We start from the raw sequence: 16,192 nt of genomic DNA on the forward strand, positions 1-16,192 counted from the left end.
CTCAAAGACTGCCTCCCCAGTCACGGCAAAACATTGCAAGCTTTTCATCAGCATACGAAAAACGCGCTTCAGGGCCAATCCGCGGGCTGCACATTCTTTTGGCGAGGTCCTATTTCTGCCGCAGTCCCCCGGTTTTCACGGGGTGGGGCTTTTCATTTTCTGTGGGCAGCTTCACAAATAGCGGCAATGATTCGATATCCAGAGGTTTTCATGGGTTTCCGTTCCCTCGCGCGGTCTTTTGTACTGACCGCGGGCATCGCGACCGCCGCGACGAGCCCCGTTTTCGCTCAGCAGACGCCGGCGCCCGCGCAGTCGCGTCCCGCCGCGCCTGCTCCGAAGCCCGCCCCGACACAGCAGCCCGCGCCGTCAACGACGCCGAACGTCGAGCAGGTGACGCCTAGCCAGGCGCAGCCACCGGCACCCGGCACGGTCCGTTCCAACCATGGCGCATGGTCCGTCGTCTGCGACAAGCCGGCGGGTGCCTCGACCGAGCAGTGTGCGCTGATGCAGAATGTCATCGCCGAAGACCGTCCGGAAGTAGGCCTGTCCGTCGTCGTCCTGAAGACGGCTGACCGCAAGTCGAAGATCCTGCGCGTGCTGGCACCGCTCGGCGTGCTGTTGCCGAACGGCCTCGGCCTCAATGTCGACGGCAAGGATATCGGCCGCGCCTATTTCGTGCGCTGCTTCGCCGACGGCTGCTATGCCGAAGTCGTTCTTGAAGACGAGCTGCTCAAGACCTTCCGCAGCGGCGCGCAGGCGACCTTCATCGTCTTCCAGACGCCGGAAGAAGGCATCGGCATTCCTGTCGACCTCAAGGGGTTCGCGGAAGGCTACGACGCTCTGCCCTGATTTGGCGGGGCTTGCTCGCGCAGCACAACAGACCTACATCGGCTATTGAGCATTCCCGCTCTTCTTGCGGAGCAAAAGACCATGACCACCGATCTCCTGACGCTTTTTGATGCCGACGAAGCGACAATGCGCAAGCATGTCGCCGAGGCGCTTTCCGGCGCCGATGACGGCGAGCTCTTCATCGAGCACGCGCAGGCGGAATCGCTGACCTTCGATAACGGTCGCCTCAAGGGCGGCAGCTTCAACACTGAACAGGGTTTTGGCCTGCGCGCAGTGGCAGGTGAAGCTGTCGGCTACGCGCATGCGGGCGATCTCTCCGCCTCAGCGCTGAAGCGGGCAGCCGACGCGGTCGGCGCCGTCACGCGCGGCTATTCCGGCAGCTATGCTGCCGCGCCCCAGGGCACGAACCGCAAGCTCTATACAGACGAGAACCCGATCGGTTCACCGACTTTCGAGGAGAAGGTGAAGGTGCTGACCGATATCGATGCCTATCTGCGCGGCAAGAACGACAAGGTGCGGCAGGTCACGGCTTCGGTTGCGGCAAGCTGGCAGGTGGTCGATATCCTGCGCGCCGATGGCCATCGCGTACACGACATCCGGCCGATGACGCGTATCAACATCTCCGTCATGGTCGGCGACGGCGACCGGCAGGAGAGCGGCTCCTATGGCCAGGGCGGCCGCATCGGTTTCGGCGATTTCATCGCGACCGGAAGCTGGCAGCACGGCGCAGATGAGGCGCTGCGGCAGGCGCTCGTCAATCTCGAAGCGATCGATGCGCCGGCTGGCACGATGGATGTCGTGCTCGGCTCCGGCTGGCCGGGCGTCATGCTGCACGAGGCCGTAGGCCATGGCCTCGAAGGTGACTTCAACCGCAAGAAGACATCTGCCTTTGCGGGCCTCCTCGGCCAGWTGGTGGCGGCACCGGGCGTGACCGTCGTCGACGACGGCACGATCGACAGCCGCCGCGGCTCTATCACCATCGACGACGAAGGCACGCCGTCCGCCTACAACGTGCTGATCGAAAACGGCAAGCTCGTCGGCTACATGCAGGACCGGCAGAACGCCCGGCTGATGGGCATGACGCCGACCGGCAACGGCCGTCGCCAAGGCTATGCGCATGTGCCGATGCCGCGCATGACCAACACCTATATGCTCGGCGGCGACAAGACGCCGGAAGAGATCATCTCTTCGGTCAAGAAGGGCGTCTATGCCGTCTCCTTCGGTGGCGGTCAGGTGGATATCACATCGGGCAAATTCGTCTTCGGCTGCACCGAGGCCTATCTCATCGAAAACGGCAAGATTGGCGCGCCGATCAAGGGCGCCATGCTGATCGGCAACGGCCCGGATGCGATGAAGCGTGTTTCCATGATCGGTAACGACATGAAGCTCGATACCGGCATCGGCAATTGCGGCAAGGCGGGCCAGTGGGTGCCTGTCGGCGTCGGCCAGCCGCATCTGCGCATGGATCAGGTGACCGTCGGCGGCACTCAGGCTTGAGGCGGTACTCATGGTCGAAATCGAGATCAGAACCTTCGCTCCTGACGATGCCGACGGCGTGATCTCGGTCATCCTGCYGATCCAGCGCGAGGAATTCGACATCGACATCACCGCCGACGCGCAGCCGGACCTGCGCGTCATTCCCGACTTCTACCAGTCAGGCAAGGGTCAATTTTGGGTCGCAGTGAAGGATGGCGCCATTGTCGGCACGGTCGGCCTCAAGGATATCGGCAACAACCAGGCGGCTCTTCGGAAGATGTTCGTGGCAGCCGAGGTGCGAGGCCGCGAACATGGTGTGGCCACCCGGCTGCTCGCGGCGCTCTTTGCTCATGCCGGTGAAGTCGGCGTAACCGACATCTTCCTCGGCACGACGGACAAGTTCGTTGCCGCGCACCGGTTCTATGAGAAGAACGGGTTTGCTGAGATTAGCGAGAGCGCCCTGCCGCGCTCGTTCCCGCTGATGGCGGTGGACAGCAAGTTCTACCAATATAAGCTCGGCTGACTCGAGCTTTCAGAAGGTTTTGATGCGGCTGATCTCGCGATGGCAGAATTCGGCAGGGGAGAGGGTGCGGATCGCGCTCAATCTCAAAGGTATTTCCTATCGCTACATTCCCGTCGGATCGCTTGAAGCCGGCGAATATCACCGACTCAATCCGCAGGGGCTTCTGCCTGCGCTGGATATCGGCGGCCACGTCGTGCCACAGTCGTCGGCCATCCTCGCCTACATAGAGGAGAGCTATCCCGACCCGAGCCTCCTACCGGAGGATCCGGTACTGCGTGCGCAGGCAAGAGGTTTTGCGGCCCATATTGCTTCAGAGATGCACTCCCTGACGGTCCAGCGCGTCCGGCGTTTCCTGATGGACGAGCGCGGCGGCGGCGAGGCAGAGGTAAAGCGATGGGCGCAGCACTGGCTCGGTCTTGGCTTCACCGCACTCGAAGAAACGCTCGCGAAGCGCGAAATCCAGTCGCCCTTCTGTTTCGGCAACCGTCCCGGCTGGGCTGACCTGCATCTCGTTCCGCAGATGAGCAATGCCCGTCGTCTTGGCCACGATCTTTCGCCCTATCCCCTATTGCTTTCGGTCGAGCAGCGCTGCGTGGTGCTTGAGGCATTCCGGTCGGCAAGGCCGGAGGCGCAACCAGATTTCCCGAAGCCGGATGACCTCGCTTAAATTATGCCACTAAGCCGAATGAGTGGATTCTTTGAAATACCGATCGATAATTGATGCCGCATCGTTGGCCGAATAGCTCTTGATCTGATCCAACGGAACGAAAATCGTCCTCGGCAGTATCCCCCAGTTCCAGATGAAAAGATCACTCAAAAGTTTTGGATCGGCGTCATCTCGAACGACCAGTCGCAGTGTTCTCTCCCGCGTGCGTGCCCGATTCACCTTGCTGATTTGGCTGATCGACCGCCAGCCAAGGCTGACCGACAGCCCCTGATGCTGAATGCCTTCGGATGATAAGACGACGATCGGCCTGCAGAAGGTGATCTTCGAGCCTCGGTAGATCGAGCGGGCGAGTTGAACCGGCATGAAGACGAGAGCAAGACCGGCCATGAGTGCAGGGAAAGCCTGGACGTCTATTGCACTGCTGGCGATCAGGACAAGGACGGCGCAAATCACGGCATTTAACGCAACGATCGTCCAATATTTCCAGACATTTTCCCAAACTTCCAGCCGCGCCGGGTCACCGACGAGATCCACGGAAGCGCTCGCCTGCCCTATCCAGCGCATGTATGTGTCCCATCCCCAAGCGACACGGGTTAGCTCTCCCACGTTCGCGCCGGCTTAAATCTCCATTTCCGCTCGATCGCAGCGGAGAGATCGATGTCATGGCGACGGGCGAAAAGCAGCAGGTGGCCGAGGATATCGGCGGTTTCGTCCGCAAGGTCGAGTTCCATCTCCTCGGGCGAGCGGCCTTTGGCACGGCCGCGGCCAGTCAGGCGGTTCCAAGCCTGGGTCAACTCGCCCATCTCCTCCTGCAGTTTCAGCAGAAACCAGTCGGCATCACGCTCAATGTCGTTGGCGGCGGCGTAAGCGGAGGATGATGTTTCGAACTGGTCGGCGAGGCGCTGCAGCATGACGTTCTCCTTTTGTTTATGAGGAGAGCGCCGATTCCCGGAAATTGTCCAGAGTAGCCAGCTCAGCCCTGGTTCGGCAGAAGCATGCAGTCGTATGAGCGCTTCTTCAGGGCATCGCAGGCGGAGGTCGCATCTTCCTTGCTCTGGAAGCCGACGAAACGGGCGCGGTAAATCGTGCCAGGCCCCTTCCCCACAGCTTCGGTGTAGGGCGAGGCGGAAACGAGCGGCGCACCTGCCTCGGACTGGGCCTGCGCAAGAAGCGCGCGGGCAGCATCGGCGCTCGGAGCAGCCGAGATCTGGATTTGCCAGCCACCTGCCTTGCCGACTGGCGCTTTAGGCGCCTTGCCGGCATTCATGATCTCGTCCATTGCCGCCGGGCGCTCCAACGGGATAACGCCGTTATCGGCATAACCGAGCGCCTTCGGTGCGGGTGCTGCTGCCTCGCCCGCAACGCGCGGCGCGATCGCCGGCGCGGGAACATCGGCCTCATCCGCGGCCGAGGCGACTTCGACCTGCTGTTTTGCATTGATGCTGGCGGTCAGCTTGGCGCTGCCGGAGGAGGCACGTCCCATATAGCGGTCGAACAATCCGGCCATCTTGGCGTCGCGACTGCGGGCCGTACGGCCGCCGAGAACCACGCCGACCACGCGGCGATTGCCGTCCTTCACGGCGCTGACGATGTTGAAGCCGGACGCATTGGTATAACCGGTTTTGATGCCGTCCATGCCCTGGTAGCGATACATGAGATTATTGTGGCCACGGATGGTCTGGCCACGGAAATTGAAGCTTGCAATGGAGAAGAGACGATATTCGCTGGGATAATTCTTCAGCAGCGCCACAGCGAGCGTGGACATGTCGCGCGCAGTCGTGATCTGACGCGCGTCCGGCAGGCCAGATGCATTGACAAAGACCGTGCGGCTCATGCCGAGCTGGCGGGCCTTCTGGGTCATAAGCCGGGCGAAATTGCTTTCCGAACCGCCGAGCTTTTCACCGATGGCGGCAGCAGCATCGTTGGCCGACTTGACGATCATGCCATAGACCGCCTCGCGCACTGTGATCGTACCGCCCGCTTTCACCCCGAGCTTCGTCGGCGGACGGGAGGCAGCATATTTCGACATGGTGATCGGTGTATCCCAGGTGATCTTGCCGCGATTGAGCGCCTCGAAGGTGAGATAGAGCGTCATCATCTTCGTGAGCGAGGCCGGATGGTTCAGCGTATCACCGTTTTCGGACGCAAGGACCTTGCCGGTGCGGGCATCGAGCACGAGGGAAGCGCTTCCGGCAAAGGCCGCAACGGGTGCAGTAATTGCCAGCGTCGCGGTCAAAATGGCAGCCAAAAGCCTTCTCATGCACTTCCCCTCATTATATCCGGCGAGTCGCTACAACCGGAATTATGTCCCGTATTGTGACAGATGCCCACAATCTGGCGCGACTTTGAGGCAACGCCCAAGTTTTTTCCAAGCTTTTGTTTCGCTTGGTTAAAGGCCGGTAAATAAACCGCTTTCCAATCGGATTCAGCAAGGTTTAACGGCGGCATTGATAGTCTGTGTGACACGATTACAAAGCGGGGTCACGGAAAAAATGGGGCAGTGGAAGCGGCGTCTGAAGCGCATCGCGATCGGCGGCGGGCTGGAAGCGGCCTGGCTGGCGAATGCCGCCGGGCTCATGAAAGAGGCCTGCGGACGCGTCGTCATCTTCACACTCCATCATGTACGTCCGCATATCGCCCAACCGTTCGAGCCAAACCAACATCTTGAAATCACGCCGGAATTTCTAGACGCGGCGCTTCGGCGGCTGAAGCGGAGCGGCTATCGTTTCGTGCCGCTCGATGCGGTGCCCTCCCTATTGTCGGACGCGCAGGACGATCGCCTGTTCGCCGCCTTCACGCTGGATGATGGGTATCGCAACAATTTCGTCCATGCCCTGCCCGTTTTCGAACGGCATGGCGCACCCTTTACGGTTTTCATTGCGCAAGGCTTTGCCGAAGGCTCGCACAGCATCTGGTGGGAGACGCTAGCGCTGCTGCTCGGCAGGGAGAACAGCATCGAGTTCAATTTCGGCCTAGGCAGAGAGAGGCTGGCGCTCGATACGCCCGTCCGGAAATGGGACGCCTTCGACCGGCTTGCCGAGTTTATCCACAGGCAAGACGAGAGCCGCGCCATCTCGGAGGTGGATGCGCTGGCGCGGCGCCACGGTATAGAGCCGGTCGATATCACGCGGGAACTGGTCATGGAGCCACAGGAATTGCGCGAGCTCGCGGCAAGCCCGCTCGCCAGTCTCGGCGCCCATACGATCAGCCATCGGGCGCTTGCCCGCCTGCCGCATGCGGAAGCTCGGATCGAGATGGAAATCTCGGCCGATTATGTCGAGTCGATCACCGGCACCCGCCCCCGGACGATCGCTTTTCCCTACGGCACGCCCGAGGCAGCAACGGGCCGCGAAGCGGACCTTGCGGCAAAGCTCGGATTTGCCATCGCAGTAACAACGCAGCCAGGCTTTCCGACCGCAAGCTTGCCCACCTATATGCCGCGCATCTCGCTCAACGGCTTTTACCAAAAGCCACGCTATGTTTCGGCGCTGGCATCAGGCATTCCATTGAAACTACTCGGGAAATAAGCCCTTTACGGATACATTCGCACCTTGTCCCAGGCCCCCTCAGGCGTCGGTCGGCGAAACTCGACGCGGTCGTGCAGTCGGAACTTCTGGTCTTTCCAGAACTCGATCGAGGTCGGGCGGATCCGGAAGCCGGACCAGTAAGACGGGCGCGGGATGTCGCCGATGGCGTAACGCGCCGTATATTCGGCAACGGCCTTTTCCAGCGCGAAGCGGCTTTCGAGCGGGCGCGACTGCTTGGAAGCCCAGGCGCCGATACGGCTGCCGCGGGCGCGGGTCGCAAAATAAGCGTCGGCCTCGGCATCGGTGACCAATTCGACAGGGCCGCGAATGCGCACCTGGCGGCGCAGCGTTTTCCAGTGGAAACACATGGCGGCTTTCTTCTGCCCCAAGATTTCGCGACCTTTCCGGCTCTCGAAATTCGTGTAGAAGACGAATCCGTCGGTATCGAAACCCTTCAGGAGAACCATGCGGACATTGGGCAGCCCATCTTCATCGACCGTCGCGAGCGCGACAGCATTGGGGTCGTTGACTTCGGAAGCCTCCGCCTCCTTCAACCATTCCCCAAAGAGCTTGAAGGGCTCTTCACTTTCGGTAAAGTCACCACCTGTTAACCCGTTTTCCGACATATTAATTCAAATCCCGCGGTTTATGAAAACTGACCCAGCTTTCGAAGCTGGGGAAGGATACAGGGTGGAAGTCATAGCAAAGACACATCGCCATACAAAGGGTTCGCTGCGCCGCAGCTTCAGGCTCTCCATCGTCGGTATCGCGATTCTGTCACTTTCCGGCTGCGTGGCCGGAGGGTTCGATTTCCTGAGTTCGTCAAAGGTGGACCGTTCGGTTGCGACCGGCACGGTGCCGCAGCCAGCGCCCAGCACCGATACGCTTTCCGACGAGATGACGGTGCGCAACGCCGTGACGTCTGCCGATATCCAGAAGCTCGAAGGACAGCCGCTTCCCTGGGCCAATGCGTCCACCGGCAGCGCCGGCATCATCGACACGATCGTGGAGAATAATGACGCCGGCCAGGTTTGCCGCCAGTTCCGCACGACGCGGCATTCCTATGTCGGCATCGCCAAATTCTACGGCAAGACCTGCCTTGTCGGTGGCGGCAACTGGCAGCTTCTGAGCTTCCAGCCGGAAAGCTGATCCCACTGTCCACCTGTTCCGGCACGATGCGCCCCTGACACGTCAGGGTTAATGTGCCGTGCCGATTCGCCTCAATGTTTAGTGAAAGGCTAACCATTCGCGGCAAAACACCCCATATCCAACTTCGGAAATAAGAAGTGATTAGCAACTCTACCGCACGATCGCCCAACGAGCGGGCTTTCCTGTCGCGAGAGCGAACCGGACGGCGCGTCATGAATTGAGATTCGGTTTCCGGGAACGGCCACGAGGAACATGCCTCCCGGATTGCGACAGCGGTGGTGCGAACAATGCGTGATCCATACAAGGTGCTGGGCGTCAAGCGCGACGCAGGAGCAGACGAAATCAAGACTGCCTGGCGCAACATGGCCAAGGCCGTGCATCCTGATCACAATCAGGGCGACCCGACGGCGACCGCACGTTTCGCCGAGATCGGCCGCGCCTATGAAACGTTGAAAGATCCGAGAAAGCGTAATCTCTTCGACAGCGCCGTGCGCATGGCAGAAGCCAAGAAGCAGGAACAGACGATCATGCAGCAGCGCCAGGCTGCCCGTGAGGCCGCCGTCCGCGCCAAGGCCGCGCAGGCCAATGCCGAGCGCGTGATGGAAGAGCTTGCGCGCGCCAATGCCAATGCGCAGAAGGCCGCAGCAGCAGGTGCCAAACAGCAGCAGGCAGGCACAACCGAAGCCGCAGAAGAGATGGTCGAACGCATTTTTGGCGCCCAGGCGCAATCGCACGCCCAGCAAGCGCATTCTCAGCAAGCACAAGCCAGGCCGCATGCAGCCGAGGCGGCCAAGCAGCCGGAACAGGAAACAGCGGAATCCGAAACCGCCAGGGCGGAGGACGATCAGACCGAGTCCACCACCGGCACTGGCGCCAACATGTCGCTACCGCTCAGCCTGCTGACCTCGCTCGTGCGCCGCTTCACCGGCGCCGGCCAGCCAGGCCTTGAGAAGGCGCCGGATGAAGTGGCGACCGCAACCGTGACGATCGAAGACATCATGAAGGGAAGCTGGACGACAGTTTCCCTTCCGGAGGGCCGCGAAGTCGGCTTCGCCCTTCCGGCCGGCACGACTGAAGGCCATCAGGTCCGGCTCAAAGGGCAAGGATTCAAGCTGCCGGGCATGCAACGCGGCGACGCCGTCATCAATATCCACATCGCGCCCGATCCGCGCTTTACCGTCGATGGCTTCGACGTGCATGCCGTGCTGCCGCTCAACATCGAAAACGCAGTGCTTGGCACCGAGGCGCGCGTTGACGGTCCGCAGGGACCGCTCAATGTGACAGTCCCTGCCTGGTCCGGCTCCGACAAGACTATCCGCATTCCCGACCAAGGTCTGCCTAACGACAGCGGCGGAAAAGGCGATCTCGTCGTCGAATTGCGTATTATGTTGTGGGAAAAACCCGACGCTAAAGTCACTGATCTCATGCGGAGCATGCGTGAAGGGCTGTTTTTATGAAATTTCGGTGACAATCGCACCCTTTGTTACGATCCCTAACAGTTGATGATCTTGGGCCTGCTTGAACCGATTAACGGCCTATGCCATAGGCAGGATCATCAGAATTCCTAGGGAAGCGAAATATGGCTCAAGCATCCGGCCTCATGGCAGGCAAACGCGGCGTCATCATGGGTGTCGCCAACAATCGTTCGATTGCGTGGGGTATTGCCAAGGCCATTCATGCGCAGGGCGGAGAAGTTGCCTTCACTTACCAGGGCGATGCCTTGAAGAAGCGCGTGGAGCCGCTGGCTGCCGAAATCGGCGCCGTCATGGTCGGCCATTGCGATGTCAGCGATGAATCCACGATCGATGCCGTTTTCGAAAACGTCGAGAAGCTGTGGGGCAAGATCGATTTCATCGTGCACGCGATCGGCTTTTCCGACAAGGACGAGCTGACGGGCCGTTACGTCGATACGTCGGCCGACAACTTCGCAAAGACCATGCAGATCTCCGTCTACTCCTTCACCTCGGTCGCTCGCCGCGCCGAGAAGCTGATGACGGAAGGCGGTTCGATGCTCACCCTCACCTATTACGGTGCTGAAAAGGTGATGCCGAATTACAATGTCATGGGCGTCGCCAAGGCGGCTCTTGAAGCCAGCGTGAAGTATCTCGCCGTCGACCTCGGACCGAAGAACATCCGCGTCAACGCTGTTTCGGCAGGCCCGATCAAGACGCTTGCTGCCTCCGGCATCGGCGATTTCCGCTACATCCTCAAGTGGAACGAGTATAATGCGCCGTTGCGCCGTACCGTGACCATCGAGGAAGTGGGCGATGTCGGCCTCTACCTTCTCTCGGACCTGTCCCGTTCGGTGACGGGTGAAGTGCATCATGCCGACAGCGGCTATCATGTCATCGGCATGAAGGCTGTGGACGCGCCTGATATTTCTGTCATCAAGGACTGAGGCGTCCTCCCCCCTAAGCGGAGCCGATCCCCGTGCTCATCTATGTGATCAGACACGGCCAGACCGACTGGAATGCGGAACGCCGTCTGCAGGGGCAGAAGGATATTCCGATCAATGCGATCGGCCGCGAACAGGCAAAACAGAACGGGATCGCCCTTGCGGCGGTCCTGAAGGGCGAAGATACGGAATTCGATTTCGTCGCAAGCCCGCTCGGGCGTACGCGCGAGACCATGGAGATCATGCGATCGGCCATGGGGCTCCCGCCCAAGGATTACCGAACCGACGAACGTCTGGTCGAAGTCTCCTTTGGCGACTGGGAAGGCTATACGCTAAAGCAGCTCAGGGGCTCGCAGGCCGAGAGAGTGACGGAACGCAACATCAACAAATGGGATTTCATTCCGCCGGGCGAAGATGCGGAAAGCTACGAGATCATGTCGTGGCGGACCGGCGCATGGCTGAATTCAGTCGACCGGCCGACCGTCTGCGTCACCCATGGCGGCGTCATCAGAAGCTTGTTCAAGATAATCTCCAACCTGCCGAAGGACGTCGCCTCTGAGGGCGAAATCCCGCAGGACCGGATTTTGAAAATCGAGACGTCGCAGAGCCTGATCGGCTGGATCTAGCCCAAATGCGGCTTGCTTACTTGACGATGTCGAGATCGTTGATGACGCGCTTGCCGTCGACTTCCGTATAGAAAATCACCACCTTGACGCCGGCCTTCAGGCCTTCGAAATCGAATTCCTCGGGCGCCTGATAGGTCTTGCCATCATCGAGCGTCAGGACGAGATTGGCCGTATCGACCTTCTTGATCGTCGCCTCGACATCAGCGCTCTCGGCAAAACTGCTCATGGGCGAAAGAAAATTTGCCGTGGCCAGAAGCGTAGCAATAACGAAACGCATGTCGGCAATCCCTTTGAAACGCTGCCATTGATATCGAGTGGCCACAGATAAACTCCTGAATATGGCGAAAATTGCCCGGAAGAATGGCTTTCGGCGCCCAATTGATGAATAGGATTTTACGGATAATCAAGAGGCTCGATTAACCGTCATTTTCTCTCTGTTTACGCGATTTAGCGGCCGCGAATGCGCGCAATCGTAAATTAACTCCTGCCCCCTAAAGTCGGCCCGAATGTAGGGGTATGTGATTTGCAATTCCGGCTGAGCAACGGCAACCAGCTGCGGCGTGTTCTGAAGAATACGCGTGTCTCGCTGCTGGTTTCAGCCCTCGTGGCCATTGTCGTAATTGCCGTCGGCTTTGCACTCGACAGAGCAAATACTGCCGCCCATCTGCGCGAGCTGCAAATCCGTACTGAAAACGAGACGAACCTGATCCGTGCCCGCATGATGGCGCAGATCAATATGGACATTACCGCCGTCCGCGACCTTTCCAACCTGATCTCACTCGGCACGCAGACGAACGAAGTGGAGATGGAACGGCAGATCAACTGGCTGCTGATCCAGAACCCACATTTCATCCATATTGCGGTCGCGCCTGATTTCATCGTCAAGTCGGTCTATCCGGCGCAATCCGGTCGAGACAGGATCGGCAAGGATGTGCGCGAGCGGCTGATGGAGCGCATGTCGATCAGCCGCAATACCGGCGACCAGTCGGCGCGCTTCTACGGTCCCTTCAAGACGGCGGATGCAGAAAACGCCTTCGCGATCTTCTTCCCGGTTTTCGTCAAGCAGAACGGCCAGCGTCGCATCTGGGGCGCGGTCGAGGTGGTCATCGACCAGAACATGTTCTACGAGGCGACCGGCCTGAAGCCCGCGCGCAACAGCGAAAACCAGGAGCGCTATCCGCATCTCGACCATTTGTCGATCGCGGTGCGTGACATCGGCATTCCGGACGAAACGGCCGCGCCCTTCTTCGGCCCTTCCAATATCTACGAGAAGGATCCGCTTCGCCGCAAAATCAACTTCGCGGGCGGGCGATGGGAACTGGCGGCAGTGCCGAACTCCGGCTGGCATGCGGTTCCCAATAATCAGCGTGAACTGCGATTGATCATCGTCGCCGCAGGCTGCGTGATCATCATCCCGATCTTTTTCGCCACGTTGCTGCTTGGCGAACGCAACCGCAACATCACGCAGCTCGAGGCCCGGGAAGCCAAACTTATGGAACTGTCGCAGCGCCTCAACCTGGCGCTGGAATCTTCCCGGATCGGCATATGGGAGCTGCAGGAAAACGCCACCAACCTTGCCTGGGATGCACGCGCATCCACCCTTCACGGCCTCAAAGCGATCGAAGGCAGCCGGCCACTGGAAGTGTGGCTTTCGACTATCGTGCCGGAAGACCGCGAAATCGCCGAGGTTCATTTCTTCGGTTGCAGCATCGCTGGAGAAGCCTGCACCGCGCAATACAGGGTGATGCGGGACGATGGCCGCATCCGCCATCTGCGTTCCATCGGCGCCTTCTATACGGATGCCGGCGGCACAGGAAAGACGATCGGCATCGTCTGGGACGTGACAGCCGATGCGGAAGTCACCAACACGCTTCGCCTTGCCAAGGAAACGAGCGAGCTCAAGAATGCCGAGCTGGAACTCGCGCTGGAAGAACTTTCAAGCCGCGAGGCGGAGCTTTCCGAACTCTCCGGCAAGCTCGATCTGGCCCTCGATTCCTATCAATGCGGCATCTGGGAGGCAATTCTCGGCAAGAGCGGCTCGATCTGGGACGAGCGCATGCACGAGCTCTACGGGTTGAAGCAGAGCAATGCCTTCGTGACCGAGGACGCATGGCTCTCCTGCATTCACCCCGATGACCGCGGGCTGGCGCTCGAAAGCGCCCGGCATTTCAGGCAGCTCGGAGACACGCATACGCTGGTCTGCCGCGTGCCGGACGAAAATGGCGGCGTGCGCTACGTGCGTTCCGTCGGAAAGGTGCACCGCACGCCGACCGGCGAGATGAAGATCATCGGCATCGCCTTCGATTCGACCGAGGATGCATTGATGACGCTGCGCCTCAAGGCCGCGAAGGATGAGGCGATCACCAAGAACATCGAGCTGGAACTCGCAAAGAACAGGATCGAGCACAATTCCCTGCACGACCCGCTGACCTCGCTTGCCAACCGTCGCAAGCTCGATATCGCGCTGGAAAACCTGACGGATGCCGGCCATAACGACCGGCAGAAATTTGCGATCCTGCATATCGACCTCGACCGCTTCAAGGAAATCAACGACACGCTGGGACATGCAGCCGGCGATGCGATGCTGGTCCATGCTTCACGCGTGCTTTCCAGAAATCTGCGTGACAGCGATGTCGTTGCGCGTATCGGCGGCGACGAGTTCGTCATCCTCTCCTTCGACGTGGGCGACAAGGAGATGGCGAAGCTTGCAGGCCGCGTCATCGAGGAAATGCGCCAGCCCGTCGATTTCCAGGGGTTTCCCTGCCGTTGCGGCGTGTCGATCGGCATTGCACTGGCGAACGGCATTCATGTCGATGCCCGCAAAGTGTTGATCAATGCCGACATCGCGCTCTATCGCGCCAAGAGCCTCGGCCGCAACCGCTTCGAATTCTTCAACCACAATCTGCAGGCCGACATCATCAACAATAAACGCACGGCCGATGAAATCCTTGCCGGCATCGACAATGGCGAGTTCACGGCCTGGTACCAACCGCAATTCTGCGCGCGGACGATGAAGCTGACGGGCGTCGAGGCGCTGGTGCGCTGGCGCCATCCCTCCAAGGGCTTGCTCACCCCGGACAAATTCCTGCGCATTGCCGACGAGATCAACGTCGTGCAGACGCTCGACCGCATCGTCCTGGAAACCGCGCTGCGCGACAAGATGCGCTGGGCGGCACAGGGCATCTATGTACCGAAAGTCTCCGTCAACGTTTCGGCGCGGCGCCTGCATGATGGCAGCCTTCTGGAATCGCTTGGTGACCTGCAGATCCACCCCGGCGAAATTTCGTTCGAGCTGGTGGAATCCATCTTTCTCGACGAAAGCGAGGACGTGGTTTCGCAAAACCTCGAACGGATCAAGGCGCTCGGCATCGATATCGAGATCGACGATTTCGGCACCGGCCACACCTCGATCGTGTCGCTGCTGAAGCTCAAGCCGAAACGGCTGAAGATCGACCGGCAGCTTGTCCAGCCGATCGTCGCATCCTCACAGGAGCGCGCGCTCGTCAGTTCCATCATCGAAATCGCCCGTTCGCTCGGTGTGGAGACCGTGGCGGAGGGTGTCGAGACGCTGGCACATGCCGAACTGCTGCGCGATCTCGGCTGCGATCTGCTGCAGGGTTACGCCTTCGCACGTCCCCTTTCCTTCGACGACTTCGCCATTGAGGCGCGCGGCACGGCCTGGCTGCTGGCATCCTAGCGCTGAAGCCGCAGCGGCTATCGGTCGCAAATACGGGAAATACCATTTCCCTGATCGCACCATCAGGCGCAAAGAAAGGCTTTTGCCTGAACGGTTTTTTGGCCTATGAGTGTCGCGCCTTGTCGAGTAATGGCGCGGCCAGTGACGACTGGTTCCGCGCATCCGGCGGGAACACATGTCGCACAATACATTCGGTCATCTCTTCCGTGTAACTACCTGGGGCGAAAGCCATGGGCCGGCGCTCGGCGCCGTCGTCGACGGCTGCCCTCCGGGGCTGCGCTTCAAGCTCGAGGACCTGCAGGTCTGGCTCGACAAGCGTAAGCCCGGCCAGAGCCGTTTTGTCACCCAGCGGCGCGAAGACGACCTGGTGAAAGTTCTCTCGGGCGTGATGATGGACGCCGACGGCGAGACGATGATTTCGACTGGCACACCTATTTCCATGCTGATCGAGAATACCGACCAGCGTTCCAAGGACTATGGCGAGATCGCCCGGCAATATCGCCCCGGCCATGCCGACTATACCTATGATACCAAATACGGCATCCGCGACTATCGCGGCGGCGGCCGTTCCTCGGCCCGCGAGACCGCTGCCCGCGTGGCAGCCGGCGGCATCGCCCGGCTCGTAGTGCCTGGTGTCACCATCCGCGGGGCGCTGGTGCAGATCGGCAAGCACAAGATCAACCGTGCCAACTGGGACTGGGATCAGGTCGGGCAGAACCCGTTCTTCTCGCCGGACGCCGAGATCGTGCCGGTCTGGGAAGAGTATCTCGACGGCATCCGCAAGGCCGGCTCCTCTATCGGCGCCGTCATCGAGGTAATCGCCGAAGGTGTACCCGCCGGTCTCGGCGCCCCGATCTACGGCAAGCTCGACCAGGATATCGCCTCGCTGCTGATGTCGATCAACGCCGTCAAGGGCGTCGAGATCGGCAACGGCTTTGCCGCCGCAGAGACGAGCGGCGAGGACAATGCCGATGAGATGCGCATGGGCAATGACGGCAAGCCGATCTTCCTGTCCAACAATGCCGGCGGCATCCTCGGGGGCATTTCGACCGGCCAGCCGGTCGTCGCCCGCTTTGCCGTCAAGCCGACCTCTTCCATTCTCACCGAACGGCAGTCGATCGATGCCGACGGCAAGAATGTCGATATCCGCACCAAGGGCCGTCATGACCCCTGCGTTGGCATCCGCGCCGTGCCGATCGGAGAGGCGATGATCGCCTGCGCCATTGCCGACCATTATCTTCGCGACCGCGGCCAGACCGGCCGGCTGAAATAGGAATTTGTCA

Annotated in this window: 16 protein-coding genes; 11 read left to right on the forward strand and 5 right to left on the reverse strand. The window is 60.3% G+C overall.

The window, feature by feature from the left end:
* The first annotated feature begins 186 nt into the window (after positions 1 to 186).
* The 4 genes from AC1DTN_RS26595 (at position 187) to maiA (ending at position 3,515) form a co-directional block, all read left to right on the forward strand.
* Positions 187 to 849: an invasion associated locus B family protein gene (locus AC1DTN_RS26595; protein ID WP_439014262.1), complete on the forward strand. Its 663-nt coding sequence runs from the start codon at positions 187 to 189 to the stop codon at positions 847 to 849.
* Positions 850 to 930: 81 nt separating this feature from the next.
* Positions 931 to 2,346, forward strand: coding sequence for a metalloprotease TldD (tldD, locus tag AC1DTN_RS26600; protein ID WP_477923274.1), 1,416 nt, complete (start codon positions 931 to 933; stop codon positions 2,344 to 2,346).
* 10 nt (positions 2,347 to 2,356) lie between these two features.
* The gene (locus AC1DTN_RS26605; protein WP_477923275.1) at positions 2,357 to 2,848 is read left to right on the forward strand and encodes a GNAT family N-acetyltransferase; all 492 of its coding nucleotides are present in this window, start codon (positions 2,357 to 2,359) and stop codon (positions 2,846 to 2,848) included.
* A gap of 22 nt (positions 2,849 to 2,870) precedes the next feature.
* Complete coding sequence (maiA, locus tag AC1DTN_RS26610; RefSeq protein ID WP_310378403.1) at positions 2,871 to 3,515, forward strand: maleylacetoacetate isomerase; 645 nt, start codon at positions 2,871 to 2,873, stop codon at positions 3,513 to 3,515.
* 9 nt (positions 3,516 to 3,524) lie between these two features.
* Here the strand turns inward: maiA and AC1DTN_RS26615 are convergent, their stop codons facing one another.
* The 3 genes from AC1DTN_RS26615 to AC1DTN_RS26625 all read right to left on the reverse strand — a co-directional run bounded on the left by AC1DTN_RS26615 (position 3,525) and on the right by AC1DTN_RS26625 (position 5,775).
* On the reverse strand, positions 3,525 to 4,049 hold the full coding sequence (locus AC1DTN_RS26615; RefSeq protein WP_477923276.1) for a hypothetical protein: 525 nt from the start codon (positions 4,047 to 4,049) through the stop codon (positions 3,525 to 3,527).
* Positions 4,050 to 4,108: 59 nt separating this feature from the next.
* Positions 4,109 to 4,426, reverse strand: a complete 318-nt coding sequence (locus AC1DTN_RS26620; protein ID WP_477923277.1) for a pyrophosphatase — start codon at positions 4,424 to 4,426, stop codon at positions 4,109 to 4,111.
* Positions 4,427 to 4,488: 62 nt separating this feature from the next.
* On the reverse strand, positions 4,489 to 5,775 hold the full coding sequence (locus AC1DTN_RS26625) for a serine hydrolase (RefSeq protein ID WP_439014257.1): 1,287 nt from the start codon (positions 5,773 to 5,775) through the stop codon (positions 4,489 to 4,491).
* Between the two features lie 232 nt (positions 5,776 to 6,007).
* Between AC1DTN_RS26625 and AC1DTN_RS26630 the strand changes: the two genes are divergently transcribed.
* Positions 6,008 to 7,042 (forward strand): polysaccharide deacetylase family protein, encoded by a 1,035-nt coding sequence (locus AC1DTN_RS26630; RefSeq protein WP_477923278.1) that lies wholly within the window; start codon positions 6,008 to 6,010, stop codon positions 7,040 to 7,042.
* 5 nt (positions 7,043 to 7,047) lie between these two features.
* Here AC1DTN_RS26630 and pdxH read toward each other — a convergent pair whose 3' ends face one another.
* Positions 7,048 to 7,668, reverse strand: a complete 621-nt coding sequence (pdxH, locus tag AC1DTN_RS26635) for a pyridoxamine 5'-phosphate oxidase (RefSeq protein WP_113323067.1) — start codon at positions 7,666 to 7,668, stop codon at positions 7,048 to 7,050.
* Between the two features lie 64 nt (positions 7,669 to 7,732).
* Here pdxH and AC1DTN_RS26640 point away from each other — a divergent pair, with 64 nt between their 5' ends.
* The 4 genes from AC1DTN_RS26640 to AC1DTN_RS26655 all read left to right on the forward strand — a co-directional run bounded on the left by AC1DTN_RS26640 (position 7,733) and on the right by AC1DTN_RS26655 (position 11,212).
* Positions 7,733 to 8,191, forward strand: a complete 459-nt coding sequence (locus AC1DTN_RS26640) for an RT0821/Lpp0805 family surface protein (RefSeq protein ID WP_007817961.1) — start codon at positions 7,733 to 7,735, stop codon at positions 8,189 to 8,191.
* A 287-nt stretch (positions 8,192 to 8,478) separates the two neighbouring features.
* Complete coding sequence (locus AC1DTN_RS26645; protein ID WP_477923279.1) at positions 8,479 to 9,648, forward strand: DnaJ C-terminal domain-containing protein; 1,170 nt, start codon at positions 8,479 to 8,481, stop codon at positions 9,646 to 9,648.
* Between the two features lie 122 nt (positions 9,649 to 9,770).
* The gene (gene fabI / locus AC1DTN_RS26650) at positions 9,771 to 10,589 is read left to right on the forward strand and encodes an enoyl-ACP reductase FabI (RefSeq protein ID WP_007817957.1); all 819 of its coding nucleotides are present in this window, start codon (positions 9,771 to 9,773) and stop codon (positions 10,587 to 10,589) included.
* 32 nt (positions 10,590 to 10,621) lie between these two features.
* Positions 10,622 to 11,212: a histidine phosphatase family protein gene (locus AC1DTN_RS26655; protein ID WP_113323065.1), complete on the forward strand. Its 591-nt coding sequence runs from the start codon at positions 10,622 to 10,624 to the stop codon at positions 11,210 to 11,212.
* A gap of 16 nt (positions 11,213 to 11,228) precedes the next feature.
* Here AC1DTN_RS26655 and AC1DTN_RS26660 read toward each other — a convergent pair whose 3' ends face one another.
* On the reverse strand, positions 11,229 to 11,489 hold the full coding sequence (locus AC1DTN_RS26660; protein ID WP_037071313.1) for a DUF1344 domain-containing protein: 261 nt from the start codon (positions 11,487 to 11,489) through the stop codon (positions 11,229 to 11,231).
* Between the two features lie 246 nt (positions 11,490 to 11,735).
* Here AC1DTN_RS26660 and AC1DTN_RS26665 point away from each other — a divergent pair, with 246 nt between their 5' ends.
* Together AC1DTN_RS26665 and aroC are read left to right on the forward strand one after the other, a co-directional pair.
* Entirely contained in the window at positions 11,736 to 14,909 is a 3,174-nt protein-coding gene (locus AC1DTN_RS26665; protein WP_477923281.1) for a bifunctional diguanylate cyclase/phosphodiesterase, read from the forward strand.
* Between the two features lie 175 nt (positions 14,910 to 15,084).
* Positions 15,085 to 16,182, forward strand: coding sequence for a chorismate synthase (aroC, locus tag AC1DTN_RS26670; protein ID WP_113323063.1), 1,098 nt, complete (start codon positions 15,085 to 15,087; stop codon positions 16,180 to 16,182).
* Positions 16,183 to 16,192: the final 10 nt, after the last annotated feature.

The organism is Rhizobium sp. 01T444, assembly GCF_056398305.1.

Excerpts from the sequence above, each read along its gene's own strand:
- AC1DTN_RS26595 (WP_439014262.1), top strand. The coding sequence starts at position 187 with ATGATTCGATATCCAGAGGTTTTCATGGGTTTCCGTTCCCTCGCGCGG.
- maiA (WP_310378403.1), top strand. The coding sequence starts at position 2,871 with ATGCGGCTGATCTCGCGATGGCAGAATTCGGCAGGGGAGAGGGTGCGG.
- AC1DTN_RS26620 (WP_477923277.1), bottom strand. The coding sequence starts at position 4,426 with ATGCTGCAGCGCCTCGCCGACCAGTTCGAAACATCATCCTCCGCTTAC.
- AC1DTN_RS26625 (WP_439014257.1), bottom strand. The coding sequence starts at position 5,775 with ATGAGAAGGCTTTTGGCTGCCATTTTGACCGCGACGCTGGCAATTACT.
- AC1DTN_RS26630 (WP_477923278.1), top strand. The coding sequence starts at position 6,008 with ATGGGGCAGTGGAAGCGGCGTCTGAAGCGCATCGCGATCGGCGGCGGG.
- pdxH (WP_113323067.1), bottom strand. The coding sequence starts at position 7,668 with ATGTCGGAAAACGGGTTAACAGGTGGTGACTTTACCGAAAGTGAAGAG.
- AC1DTN_RS26645 (WP_477923279.1), top strand. The coding sequence starts at position 8,479 with ATGCGTGATCCATACAAGGTGCTGGGCGTCAAGCGCGACGCAGGAGCA.
- fabI (WP_007817957.1), top strand. The coding sequence starts at position 9,771 with ATGGCTCAAGCATCCGGCCTCATGGCAGGCAAACGCGGCGTCATCATG.
- AC1DTN_RS26660 (WP_037071313.1), bottom strand. The coding sequence starts at position 11,489 with ATGCGTTTCGTTATTGCTACGCTTCTGGCCACGGCAAATTTTCTTTCG.
- aroC (WP_113323063.1), top strand. The coding sequence starts at position 15,085 with ATGTCGCACAATACATTCGGTCATCTCTTCCGTGTAACTACCTGGGGC.